Raw genomic sequence first — 12,859 nt, forward strand, 5'->3', positions numbered from 1 at the left:
TTCAACTTAGTATTATGCTATTTCTTTATGAGTTTTGTAGTGGCCTGAAGATTTCCCGCTCTCACTTTTACAAAATACACACCCGTATTGAGGTAAGAGACATTTAAGTAGGTATAGGTGCCCTCGCCTATTCCTTGACCCACTTTTTTCCCTGTAATATCATAAATTTCATAGGAATCAAATCTAAAAAGTGATGCGATCATTAACTCGCTGGAAACAGGATTAGGGTATAGCTTGATGTTTTTCGCAAACTTTTCTTCGACAGAGAGCGATGGCTCTACCGTAATGGTACCTGTCATGTTTGGGTGGACGTCACACGAATAAGGGTTGGATCCCACAACTGTAAATGTTTGTGAAAATTCGGTTCCCATTCCTGTGAGAATCCCACTATCGAACATTTCGGCGCTACCGGGTTGGGAAGTGACACTATGCGGAACACCATTCGCCCAGATCCATTTCACCGTATCTCCCGTCTCAATGGTGAAGGTAGCAGCACCCCCAACACTTTGGTCCCAATCTACTTCAAATGTGGTTTGTGCAAAAAGTTGTGTAACAGACAATAAACAAAGAAGGATCGTAATTTTTTTCATAGGGATCATTTTTACGCATGATACAAGATACAATTTTAAAATTTGCATCTGTTTGTATAACAGGATGTTTTAATCAAACCCTACCTTCAGAAAAAATCTATCCTTTCTTGAAGAGCACCTTTTCCTGACTAAATTCATAAGCAGCATCCAACCACGGGAGCATTTCTGCCCATTCGGAAGCTTGATAATATCGTTTAGCATAGACCTTTTTAGTTTTATAGACCAAGGAATTGTTGGGCAAGGGAGACGTCTTCGGGTAACGGATCTGATTTGCGTTGTGAGTAAGCGGCAATAGAGATACAACCGGCAAGCCAAAAACAATAAAAATGCGTCATGAAAAAAGGTATGGGTCGTAAATATAAAAATATTATTTACTTAAATACATCTTTCTTCGCGAATATAGATCGTAAAAAGCGTCATCTTTCAAACTGTCAATAAACAAGATACTTTCTCCGGTACTCTTCATTTCCGGTCCTAGCTGCTTATTGACATTCGGGAATTTGTTGAAGCTAAATACGGGTTGCTTTATGGCATAGCCTTCCAATTGCGGATTGAATTCAAAGTCGGTTACTTTATTATGTCCTAGCATTACCTTGGTGGCATAATTCACATACGGTTCTCCATAGGCTTTCGCAATAAAAGGTACGGTTCGCGAGGCGCGAGGATTTGCTTCAATGATATAGACCATATCATCCTTGATCGCAAACTGTATGTTGATTAGTCCCACTGTATTTAAGGCCAGTGCGATCTTTTTAGTGTGGTCCTTTATCTGCTGCATGACAAACTCACCAAGGTTGAACGGTGGTAATGTGGCGTTAGAATCCCCGGAGTGAATACCGCAAGGCTCAATGTGTTCCATGATCCCAATGATATACACGTTCTCTCCGTCACAAATGGCATCGGCTTCTGCTTCAATAGCTCCATCCAAGTAATGATCGAGTAGTAATTTGTTGTTGGGGATCTTTCGCAGAAGATCGACCACATGTTCTTCCAGTTCTTTTTTGTTGATCACGATCTTCATCCCTTGCCCGCCTAATACGTAGGAGGGTCTAATAAGCAATGGAAAATCCAATTGATCTGCCAATGCCAGAGCTTCATCGGTAGTTTCGGCCGTACCGAACTCAGGGTAGGGAATGTTGTTTTCTTTCAGTAAGCGAGAAAAGCTTCCACGGTCTTCTGCAAGATCAAGGGACTGATAACTGGTTCCCAAAACCTTTATTCCGTAGCGATCCAACTTCTCTGCTAATTTCAAAGCCGTCTGTCCCCCCAATTGCACGATCACTCCTTCCGGTTTTTCATGACGAATAATATCGTAAATATGTTCCCAGAAAACAGGTTCGAAATATAATTTATCGGCGACATCGAAATCGGTAGAAACGGTTTCAGGGTTACAATTTATCATGATCGTCTCATACCCGATCTCACTGGCAGCAAGTACCCCGTGTACGCAACAGTAATCGAACTCTATCCCCTGTCCTATTCTATTGGGTCCGGACCCAAGGACAATGATTTTCTTCTTATCGGTAACCACACTGTCATTCTCAGAATAGCGCGTACCGTCTTCGGTTTCCATCTCGTTTTCGAAAGTGGAATAATAATAGGGTGTTTCAGCTTTAAATTCGGCTGCACACGTATCCACCAATTTATAAACACGCTGTATGTTCATTTCATCGCGTTTCTTATACACTTGGCTTTCCAAACATTTTAGCATGTGTGCAATCTGGCGGTCTCCGTAACCTTTCTGTTTAGCTTCCAGAAGCAGTTCCCTCGGTAAGGTATCGAGTGTATACCGTGAAATTTCCTGTTCCAACATATATAACTCCTCATACTGCCGCAGGTACCACATATCGATCTTAGTGATCTCATGGATGCGGCTAAGGGGAATGCCAAGCTGAATGGCATCGTAGATAACAAACACACGATCCCAACTGGCGTTTTTGAGCTTGTCCAGGATCTGTTCATAATTGGTATAACTTTTACCGTCTGCACCCAGTCCGTTTCGTTTTATTTCCAGTGATTGGGTAGCTTTATGCAAGGCTTCCTGGAAGGACCGTCCAATCCCCATCACTTCGCCAACGGCTTTCATTTGCAGTCCCAATGTTCTGTCTGATCCTTCAAACTTATCGAAGTTCCATCGAGGGATCTTCACGATAACATAATCCAGAGTAGGTTCGAATAAAGCAGAAGTCGATTTCGTTATTTGGTTCTGAAGTTCATCCAAGTGATAACCAATGGCCAATTTTGCAGCGATCTTCGCAATTGGGTAACCGGTCGCTTTTGAGGCTAGCGCCGAAGAACGAGATACCCGCGGATTGATCTCAATTGCGATAATTTCTTCCTCATCATCTGGGCTCACTGCAAACTGCACATTACAACCACCGGCAAAATCTCCAATGCTTCGCATCATGTGTATAGCCATGTCACGCATTCTTTGAAAAGTACGATCGCTTAGCGTCATTGCCGGTGCTACCGTGATGGAATCTCCGGTATGGATTCCCATGGGGTCCATATTTTCGATCGTACATATGATCACTACATTATCGTTACGGTCTCGTAATAATTCCAGTTCGTATTCCTTCCACCCGATCATAGCCTTGTCGATCATGACCTCATGGATAGGGGAAATTTCGAGTCCGTGTGAAAGTAGGTCATCGAAATCTTCGGTTCTGTATACAATGGATGCGCCGGCACCTCCCAAGGTATACGATGCCCGTATCACCAATGGAAACCCAAACTCTTGAGCGATCTCCTTTCCCTTTAAGAAGGAAGTTGCTGTGGCTTGAGGAGCCATTTTTACACCAATTTTCTCCATGAGTGTTCTAAATTTCTCACGGTCTTCGGTGATATTGATCGCATCAATATCAACACCAATTATTTTCACTCCAAAATCTTCCCAAATTCCTTTTTCATCGGCCTCGATACACAAGTTAAGAGCGGTTTGACCTCCCATAGTTGGTAATACCGCATCGATCTGTGGATGTTCTTTAAGTATCTTCAACAACGATTTGGTTGTTAAGGGTAACAGATACACATGGTCTGCCATGGAGGGATCTGTCATGATGGTCGCCGGATTCGAATTGATGAGAACAGTTTCTATTCCATCTTCACGAAGCGAGCGAAGTGCTTGCGAACCAGAATAGTCAAATTCACACGCTTGCCCAATGATGATGGGACCTGAACCAATAATTAAGATGGATTTTAAATTGGGATTCTTAGGCATTTTTTTTATTCCTTTTAAGATGCTGTAAAATTACGATACGACAGGGTATAAAAAAAAGGTGTTGCTTTTAAAAACAACACCTTTTATTTAGTACTTATCAACATTATTTTTTGTGACGCGTTTCAGAAGATACGGAAAGTTTCTTTCTACCTTTTGCTCTACGAGCCGCAAGTACTTTTCTACCGTTTACAGACGCCATACGCTCTCTAAAACCGTGTTTGTTTCTTCTCTTCCTTTTTGATGGCTGAAATGTTCTTTTACTCATTTTCTAGTGCTTTATCTTCTGAAAAATCTTTTCTTATGTTTTATGCAAATTCTTAGAATAGTCCCGAATTTACCTGCCGAAGCAATTACATAACAATGTTTTGCGTAGGCGGGTGCAAATATACAATCATTTTTTACTTTCCCAAACGGAAAACATAAAATATTTTTGAATGTTTTTAGTACCTTTGACGCCCACAAAAAAAGGATTTCATGTTCAACAAAAATATCAAATTAGTATTAGCCGCATTGATCATTGCAGCTGCGGTCTGGCAGTTCGTAGAAGGGAATATTGGAAATGGCATCATGCTCATCCTCTTTTCGCTAATTTTCATTTTCCTGTACTATAAGAATGAGTTGATATTAATGGCCTTCTTGCGTCTTCGGAAACAAGATTTTCCGGGGGCAAAAAAATGGTTGGACCGTATTCAGGACCCGGAAGCAGCCCTAGTGAAGAAACAACAGGGCTATTACAATTACCTCAACGGCCTTATGATTTCCCAAACAAATATGAACGAAGCCGAAAAATACTTTAAAAAAGCGGTCTCTCTTGGCTTGAATATGGATGCAGACATGGCTATGACCAAATTAAATCTGGCCGGCATCGCTATGACCAAGAACCGAAAGCGTGAAGCCGAACAACTTCTGGCCGAAGCCAAGAAGCTCGACAAGCACAACATGCTGGACGAGCAGATTAAAATGATGAAAGAACAAATGAAACGTGTGGGACAACCCAGACAACAATTTGGCGGTGGACGCTCCGGACGAGGCGGCAGACGATAACTCACTGAATTACATGCGATTTCTCCTACTAATGCTGGCTTTTTAACGAGTATTTTAGTACATTTAACGAATAGTTACGCAATAGCGATTAACAGTTACTACTTTTGTTTCACTTAATCTCACAATGCGTATGGGTAGAAAACTACTACTTCTATTCTTATTGGTTTCTTTCTCTGTTCAATCTCAAAAAATTGAACCCGAAACCCTTTTTTCCCAGATGATAGGAAAAAACATTAAGAAATATACCCAAAAATCACAGCTGGCTTACGAAGAGAATGATTTTGAACGGGCTGAATTCCTGTTCGATTCCTTAATAAACAATGTGGTAAATAACAGCTTTATGGATAATTTTAAGGTGAAGAAATTATCCGGGCGCACCATAGAATTCTACAATTTCAAAAAGCCTATCTTTTTAATGACATACGCTTCCTGGTGTACTCCGGGCGTAGGTGAAATCCCTGCGCTCAATGAGATCGCAGATGCCAATTATAAAGATGTGGACTTTGTGGTCCTTTATTGGGACAGCAAGGAAAACATTAAAAAAATTGCAAAAGAATACAGCAAAAGAATAAAGATTGTGTATGTGGACGAAACAGAGAACACACATTGCCACATCGTACAGACCATGAAACACAGTCTTGGTTTTCCCACTTCGTTCTTCATCGATGACTCCAAAAAAATTGTAGACGTACGTCGCGGTGTTCTCTTGCCTTACAGTGAAGCCTACAATCTATCCTTCGAATTGAATTACAACGCTTTTTTAAACGGAATATCCCTTCTGAAAAATCCTCCTGCCTCGCTGGACGGCGTCGTTACGAAGGATCATCCAAAACCATAAGACATAGAACTGCATCCGAAGGGATTTCGTTGGTTCTCCTGTAAAGCAATTCAATGCTTTATTGTCCGGTATTGTAATATCCCTTTTCCGGAATTTCGATCAAGTATTCCTTTCCTGAAGCATTTTTTAAGAACGTATCCCGCAACCACGGATTGTGGATCTTAAGGATCTTATAATTGATTCCGTGCGTCTTCGCAAAATCGGCAAAATCGTCTACAGGGGTCGTCACCTTCACTTTGTATGTAGGCACCGGCTTGTAAAGGTCTTTATCTCTGTAGTTGAAGCCGTATTTTTTGGGGTTCGAAAGGATTTCTTTGAACGCCAAGATGCGAAACACATAACGACTTGTTTCATCGTTCAGTAAAAGATCGTAATAATCGTTATCTGTCTTTTGCCGTGTGATCTGCTTGTTCACACCTCCGTTACCGGCATTATAAGCTGCCGCTGCCAGGGTCCAGCTACCAAATCGCTCTTTTGATTTCTTTAGGTACTCTGCGGCCACTTCCGTAGCCATTTCTAAATTATAGCGCTCGTCTACGTAATCATTGATCTCAAGACCGTATTCCTTTCCGGTACTGCTCAAGAATTGCCAGAAACCAGCGGCTCCTGCAGGAGATCGTACGTTATCCAGACCACTTTCTGCGACTGCCAGATATTTAAAATCGTCGGGGAGGCCATGCTCTTTTAACAAGGGTTCGATCACCGGAAAGTATTTATGTGCTCTTTTTATCATAAGCAGCATATTAGACTGCCAATATGTGTTCACCAACAATTCCCTGTCCAAACGTTCCCGTATGTCCGGTTCATTCAATGGTACGGGTTCCCCTGCAAATTCCATATATTCGGGAATAGGCAGCGCATACACATTGTAATCGTTTATCATTTTCTTCTCCAAGGTCTCATCGGTTGGGGCTTCCTGTACTGCATTTACACACAAGCTACTTACCCCAAAAAGTACCGTGACCAAACCAATTTTTGACAATATGCTCATAACATCTAATTTTCTTTAAAGATAAACATAAACCCGCCCTTTTAAAAGGGATAAGGAGCTTTATTTTTGTACGATTTCTATGATTTTATCGGACAATTCTCTTCCTTTATTTAAGATCATTATATGCGTTCCACCTTCTATGACCTCACAATTGCTAATGTACTTTAACGGAAAGACCACATCTTTATTACCATGCAGATGAAAGACGTTGGGAAGTGCAGTGTTTCGCTTCCAGCAAACCATATTCTTGATCGCCCAATCCAAATACCCCTTATCCCGAACATGCAGGTATTCTTGATAGATCTTAAGGCGTTTTTCCGTTCGCGGACCAATGGCAAATTTTGTGAGATCTTCTGCGCTTAACACCAAACTCGTTGGAATGATCTTATAGAAGAAGGTCTTACGTGCAAAGCGCATGCGGCGAGGCAATTCGTGCTTCGTTTTCACACTGGAGATAATAATAAGCTTTTTCAATTCGAGATAAGCGCTCATTTCCTGTACCACGACCCCACCAAAGGACACGCCTACCAATACACTATTGGGTTCGGTGATGATAGCGGCCATCCGTTTAGCATATCCTTTTATGGATTCGTTTTTTTCGGGCAGCAACCATTCTATGATGTGAATCACAAATTGATCTTCGGGTAAACAAATATTTCTGAAAATTTCAGCACCGGCCGCCATCCCGGGAACAAAATAGATATGTGTTTTTCCTTCGCTCATCACGCTTTAGTAGTAGAAAAAATGGTTTTGACCAAAGATATTTCGTAAATTTACGGAACAAAGATACTATTATCTTATTCCAAAAAAAGGGGCATCGTTCAATGAAGAAGGTCTTACATCCTGCAGCTACCAGAGGATCTGCAAATTACGGTTGGCTAAAAGCCAATTACTCCTTTAGTTTTGCTAATTATTTTGACCCAAACCGTCTTCAATTTGGATTGCTTCGTGTGTTAAATGATGATTTTGTGGCGCCTGCCATGGGTTTTGGTCAACACCCTCATAAAAATATGGAGATCGTCACAATTCCACAAACGGGAGCCTTGAAGCATCAGGACAGTATGGGTAATGAAGGAGTTATCAAGGCGGGTGACATCCAAGTTATGAGCGCAGGAAGTGGTGTAGAGCACAGCGAACAAAATGCGAGTACCACAGAAGCTGTCACCTTGTTTCAAATTTGGGTCTTTCCGGAAACTGAGAATGTAACCCCCAGATACGACCAGAAGCGAATTGCTCCGTTACTAACACCCAATTGCTTCAGTGCTGTAGTGAAACCAAGATCGGAAGCTGCCGGAGATGATCTTTGGATCCATCAGCAGGCATACTTCAATATTGGCGAATTTTCAGAAGATACAGAGCTTACCTATACGCTTCACCATAAAAACCACGGTGCCTATATTTTCGTAATTACTGGTACTGTTTTTGTTGATAATGAAACACTTACCGATCGCGACGCTTTTGGGGTTTGGGAAACAGATACAATCTCCCTTACCATAAAAGAAAACAGCAGGGTGCTTCTAATTGAAGTTCCTATGAATTAAATTAAAATAAACTCCCATGATAGAAGATGTGCAGATTACAGACAATGAATTTTTAAGACAATTTGAACTTGAGGTGGGCGATAATATGGCTCGTATCGAGTATGCGCTTCAAGACCGAAAAATCTTTCTTACAAAATACGACATGCCACAAGACATGGAAGATCAAGGGTTTAGAGAAATATTTATCAAGGCGGTTTTTGAAGAAGTGAAAGAAAGGGGCATCAGTTTGGTTCCAACCAGTCCAGAAATTGCTTCCTTTATGAGGAAGAACAGACGCGTTTACAAGGACTTGCTCCCTGTGGGTATTAGTATTTAACTCTTTTCTTAAAATTTTATGCCGGTACTGTATCTACGGTGAAATTGAACCGAACCAATCCGTCCTCATCGATTTCAGTAAGTTGGATGTTATGGAGCGTATTCACCAATTCAGGATTCCAAGGTGCTTTCACCTTTACGTAATTTTCGGTAAAGCCATGTATATATCCCAGCTTGTTCTCCCCTTCAAACAAAACGGTTCTTGTCTTTCCCAGTTGAGATTCATAAAAAGCTCTTCTTTTCTTTGCAGATAATCCGCGAAGCATTTTGCTTCGTTTGTTCCTTATTTTTTTAGGAACCACTCCATCCATCGTTGCTGCCGGTGTATGATCTCTTTCAGAATAGGTAAACACATGCAGGTATGAAACATCAAGACTGTGTAAGAACTCATAGGTCTCTAAAAAATGATCCTCAGTTTCTCCAGGAAAGCCAACTATAACATCCACACCAATACAGGCATGCGGCAAAACTTCCCGAACTTTAGCAATACGATCCCGATAAAGGTCGCGTAGGTACCTTCTACGCATCAACTTTAAAATTGCATTACTCCCGCTTTGCAACGGAATGTGAAAATGCGGAACGAAGGTGCTGGACCTTGCTACAAATTCTATAGTCTCATTTCTTAATAGGTTGGGTTCAATAGAAGAGATACGAAGTCGTTCGATACCGGGAACTTTGTCCAGTTCCTTAACGAGATCTAAGAAAGTGTGTTCGTGTTTTTTATTACCAAATTCCCCTTTTCCGTAGTCTCCAATATTCACTCCTGTAAGCACGATCTCCTGTATACCCTGTTCTGCGATCTCTTGGGCATTTTTTAAGACATTCTCCATCGTATCGCTTCTAGATATCCCACGCGCTAAAGGAATCGTACAATAAGTACACTTATAATCACAGCCATCCTGCACTTTTAAGAAAGCCCGGGTGCGGTCGCCTATGGAATACGAACCAACATAGAAGTCTGCAGCATCGATTTCACAGGAATGCACCTCTCCCATATCGTTCTTAGAAAGGTCATTGAGATAATCTGTGATCTTGAACTTTTCGGTCGCTCCCAATACAAGGTCCACACCGTTGACATCTGCCAACTCCTGTGGCTTTAGCTGTGCATAACAACCTATTGCAGCTACAAAAGCCTCGGGGTTGGATTGTTGCGCCTGTTTTACAATGGTCTTGAAGCGTCTGTCGGCATTTTCGGTAACACTACACGTATTGATCACGTAGATATCTGCCTTTTCGTTGAAATCAACACGATCAAATCCCTCCTGCTTAAAATTTCTTGCGATCGTGGAAGTTTCGCTGTAATTCAATTTACAGCCCAAAGTGTAAAATGCAACTTTTTTTGTAGCGTTCATTCTTGTACTTTTGACAAACGTGGGGCAAAAATACGAACTTAAATTGGTTCCCTAAAACGTATGATACAGCGAATCCATTCTCTACTTTACAAATCGACCATCGTGCTTTCCATATTTGCTGTTACCTCCTGCTCCGGTCCTTCAGAGAGTGAACGCGATCATTTGGTATTTCGCTACAACGAACACAGTAACATCCCAACCCTAGACCCTGCTTTTGCACGAAATCCACAGATCATTTGGCCTACGAATCAACTGTACAACGGACTGGTTCAACTTGATGATTCGCTCAATATCAAGCCCGATATCGCAAAACGCTGGGAAGTGAACGATTCAACAGCGACCTATACTTTCTACTTACGAGATGACGTTTATTTCCATAAAAACAAGGCTTTTGGCGCAAAAGAAACGAGAAAGGTAGTTGCTTCAGATTTCACCTATAGTTTCGACCGTCTCACCGATGAAAACGTAGCGTCCTCCGGTAGCTGGGTCATGCAAAATGTAGCATCGTATCGGGCAGTCAACGATACCACCCTAGTGATTCAGTTAAAACAACCCTTTCCTGCCTTTCTGGGCTTACTTTCTATGAGATATTGCTCTGTCGTTCCAAAAGAAGCGGTAGAGCACTACGGTACTGAATTCCGAAGAAATCCCGTAGGGACAGGTCCTTTTCAGTTTAAACTGTGGGAAGAGAATGTAAAATTGGTCCTGCGGAAGAACCCGCTCTATTTTGAAACTGATGCTGAAGGGCACAAATTACCATATCTAGAAGCTGTAGCCATTACCTTCTTACCCGATAAGCAAAGTGAGTTCTTGCAGTTTGTACAGGGAAAACTGGATTTTCTGAACAGTTTGGATAATTCATACAAGGATGAGATCCTTACCACTACCGGACAGCTTCAAAAAAACTACAAAGACGATTTTTACCTTATTAAGGGTCCTTTTCTCAATACAGAATATCTAGGGTTTTTTATGGATAGCGAATCACCGGAGATTCAGTCCAAAGCGTTAAGACAGGCGATCAATTACGGCTTTGACCGCTCTAAAATGGTTACTTATTTACGAAACGGAGTAGGCATTCCTGCCACACATGGTTTCATCCCGAAAGGATTACCGGGGTATGAGACCATTGAAGGCTACGATCACAACCCTGCCTTGGCCCGTCAATTAATAGCACAATACAAAGCTGAGACCGGAGACGAGCGTCCCGAGATCGTCATTGGAACCAATAGTCAATATTTGGATTTATGCGAATACATTCAAAGGGAGCTCCAGAAGCTGGGGATTGCCGTATCCATTGATGTGGTGCCACCGTCAACTTTACGACAAATGAAAAGCAGCGGGGAGCTGGATATTTTTCGCGCCAGCTGGATCGCCGATTACCCCGATGCAGAGAACTATTTATCATTATTCTACAGTCCAAACTTTACGCCCAACGGTCCCAATTACACACATTTTAAGAGTGCTGTCTTCGACAGCTTATACCAACGTTCTTTGACGTTGTCTAATATTGAAGACCGAAAAGTACTGTACACAAAAATGGACTCTATTGTAATAAGTGAAGCTCCCATAGTCCCTTTGTTCTACGACATGGCGGTACGTTTCGTGAACAAAAAAGTGAGTGGTTTAGGGATAAATCCGCAGAATTTCCTTATCCTGAAACGTGTCAAGAAGGAAAAATAAGTACCTGTATTATCAGGCCTCAAACATCTTAATTGCGCCGCCACTTCGCCGTTTCTTCAAACACATGTTCCAAGATGGCTGCATCGGTTTCTGAAAATTCGACACCTCGCCGGTCCATTACCACTTTGGCAACTTCAAACGCTTTTTGAGTTTTGTAAGTGGTCATACCCCCGCTGCCGCCCCAACTGAAACTGGGAATGAAATTTCGGGGAAAACCACTTCCGAAGATATTCGCACTTACCCCAACCACCGTCCCGGTATTGAACATGGTGTTGATACCGCATTTGCTGTGATCTCCCATCATCAAGCCGCAAAATTGCAATCCGGTGCGGGCAAATCCCTCAGTCTCATAATCCCACAAGCGCACTTCGGCGTAGTTGTTCTTTAAATTGGAGTTATTGGTGTCGGCTCCCAAGTTGCACCATTCTCCTATCACAGAATTGCCTAGAAAGCCGTCATGACCTTTATTGGAATAGCCAAAGATCACCGAATTGTTCAACTCCCCACCTACTTTACTGTAAGGGCCTACCGTACACCCTGTATATATCTTGGCGTTCATTTTAACGGTAGCTCCTTCGCAAAGTGCAAAAGGGCCGCGGATCATACTACCTTCCATGATCTCTGCGTTCTTACCAATATAGATGGGTCCTTCGGTTGCATTGAGGGAGCACAACGGCAAACGGGCCCCTTCTTCAATAAAGATCTGTTCTTTGTTGAAAGTTACGGTCATTTCGGGGATGGGTTGCGAGCTACGGCCTTTTGTTAACATCTCAAAATCGCGTTCGATCGCTTCGTGATTTTTCGAAAAGATATCCCAGGTGTGTTCAATGCGCAATACATCGTTGTGCGTATACTGGATCACCTCATACGCTTCAAAATCGACCTCCTGTCCTTCAGTAGTAAAAAAAGCCAGTGGCTCGTCCTTATAGAATAGTGCCTGATTTTCAGCAAGGCCTTTAACGAGGTTTGCCAAGTTTTCAGAAGGAATAAAGGAGGCATTGATCAAAACGTTCTTCTCTAACTCTACCATAGGCCATTTTTCGGCTAAGTAATCTTCGGTTACGGTAGTGGTGGTAAACCCCAGCAGGTGTTCCCATTTTTCGCGTATGGTAAGGATCCCTATGCGAATATCGGCCACAGGGCGGGTGAAGGTAAAGGGAAGTAATTGATTGCGTACGTTGCCGTCGAATAAGATGTAATTCATGCGTAAGAACTAGCGTTGGTTTTTGTAAAGATAGTAAAGAAGTTAGGTTGTGTTGTGACCTGAAACAAAAAAGCCTTCGATTTC

General features: G+C 42.1%; 13 protein-coding genes. 5 read left to right on the plus strand and 8 right to left on the minus strand.

The features are described 5' to 3' along the window. Nucleotides 1-17: 17 nt before the first annotated feature. The 4 genes from JS40_RS15040 to rpmH all read right to left on the minus strand — a co-directional run bounded on the left by JS40_RS15040 (nucleotide 18) and on the right by rpmH (nucleotide 4,075). Nucleotides 18-590, minus strand: coding sequence for a T9SS type A sorting domain-containing protein (locus JS40_RS15040; RefSeq protein WP_160172950.1), 573 nt, complete (start codon nucleotides 588-590; stop codon nucleotides 18-20). 97 nt (nucleotides 591-687) lie between these two features. Further along, entirely contained in the window at nucleotides 688-900 is a 213-nt protein-coding gene (locus JS40_RS04175) for a hypothetical protein (protein ID WP_152558130.1), read from the minus strand. Between the two features lie 57 nt (nucleotides 901-957). Next, entirely contained in the window at nucleotides 958-3,810 is a 2,853-nt protein-coding gene (carB, locus tag JS40_RS04180) for a carbamoyl-phosphate synthase large subunit (protein WP_034258619.1), read from the minus strand. A 103-nt stretch (nucleotides 3,811-3,913) separates the two neighbouring features. Then, the gene (gene rpmH / locus JS40_RS15045; protein ID WP_084677430.1) at nucleotides 3,914-4,075 is read right to left on the minus strand and encodes a 50S ribosomal protein L34; all 162 of its coding nucleotides are present in this window, start codon (nucleotides 4,073-4,075) and stop codon (nucleotides 3,914-3,916) included. Between the two features lie 209 nt (nucleotides 4,076-4,284). On the opposite strand from rpmH, the gene JS40_RS04185 reads away from it, so the two are divergent. Together JS40_RS04185 and JS40_RS04190 are read left to right on the plus strand one after the other, a co-directional pair. After that, complete coding sequence (locus tag JS40_RS04185) at nucleotides 4,285-4,854, plus strand: hypothetical protein (RefSeq protein WP_034258621.1); 570 nt, start codon at nucleotides 4,285-4,287, stop codon at nucleotides 4,852-4,854. A gap of 130 nt (nucleotides 4,855-4,984) precedes the next feature. After that, nucleotides 4,985-5,692 carry a TlpA family protein disulfide reductase gene (locus JS40_RS04190; protein WP_034262057.1) on the plus strand — a complete coding sequence of 236 codons (708 nt, stop codon included), beginning with the start codon at nucleotides 4,985-4,987 and terminating at the stop codon, nucleotides 5,690-5,692. A gap of 58 nt (nucleotides 5,693-5,750) precedes the next feature. Here the strand turns inward: JS40_RS04190 and JS40_RS04195 are convergent, their stop codons facing one another. Together JS40_RS04195 and JS40_RS04200 are read right to left on the minus strand one after the other, a co-directional pair. Further along, nucleotides 5,751-6,683 (minus strand): lytic transglycosylase domain-containing protein, encoded by a 933-nt coding sequence (locus JS40_RS04195; protein ID WP_034258622.1) that lies wholly within the window; start codon nucleotides 6,681-6,683, stop codon nucleotides 5,751-5,753. 60 nt (nucleotides 6,684-6,743) lie between these two features. Next, nucleotides 6,744-7,406, minus strand: coding sequence for a hypothetical protein (locus JS40_RS04200; protein ID WP_034258623.1), 663 nt, complete (start codon nucleotides 7,404-7,406; stop codon nucleotides 6,744-6,746). 101 nt (nucleotides 7,407-7,507) lie between these two features. Between JS40_RS04200 and JS40_RS04205 the strand changes: the two genes are divergently transcribed. Then, nucleotides 7,508-8,224: a pirin family protein gene (locus JS40_RS04205; protein WP_034258625.1), complete on the plus strand. Its 717-nt coding sequence runs from the start codon at nucleotides 7,508-7,510 to the stop codon at nucleotides 8,222-8,224. Between the two features lie 16 nt (nucleotides 8,225-8,240). Next, on the plus strand, nucleotides 8,241-8,540 hold the full coding sequence (locus JS40_RS04210; protein ID WP_034258626.1) for a GNAT family N-acetyltransferase: 300 nt from the start codon (nucleotides 8,241-8,243) through the stop codon (nucleotides 8,538-8,540). Between the two features lie 16 nt (nucleotides 8,541-8,556). On the opposite strand, the gene mtaB is transcribed toward JS40_RS04210, so the two are convergent. Next, nucleotides 8,557-9,891, minus strand: a complete 1,335-nt coding sequence (mtaB, locus tag JS40_RS04215; RefSeq protein WP_034258628.1) for a tRNA (N(6)-L-threonylcarbamoyladenosine(37)-C(2))-methylthiotransferase MtaB — start codon at nucleotides 9,889-9,891, stop codon at nucleotides 8,557-8,559. A gap of 60 nt (nucleotides 9,892-9,951) precedes the next feature. Here mtaB and JS40_RS04220 point away from each other — a divergent pair, with 60 nt between their 5' ends. Further along, nucleotides 9,952-11,571 carry an ABC transporter substrate-binding protein gene (locus JS40_RS04220; RefSeq protein ID WP_034258629.1) on the plus strand — a complete coding sequence of 540 codons (1,620 nt, stop codon included), beginning with the start codon at nucleotides 9,952-9,954 and terminating at the stop codon, nucleotides 11,569-11,571. A gap of 28 nt (nucleotides 11,572-11,599) precedes the next feature. Here the strand turns inward: JS40_RS04220 and JS40_RS04225 are convergent, their stop codons facing one another. Then, nucleotides 11,600-12,775, minus strand: a complete 1,176-nt coding sequence (locus JS40_RS04225; RefSeq protein ID WP_034258630.1) for a GlmU family protein — start codon at nucleotides 12,773-12,775, stop codon at nucleotides 11,600-11,602. Nucleotides 12,776-12,859: the final 84 nt, after the last annotated feature.

The sequence above is a fragment of the Altibacter lentus genome (assembly GCF_000746845.1).
Classification (GTDB): domain Bacteria; phylum Bacteroidota; class Bacteroidia; order Flavobacteriales; family Flavobacteriaceae; genus Altibacter; species Altibacter lentus.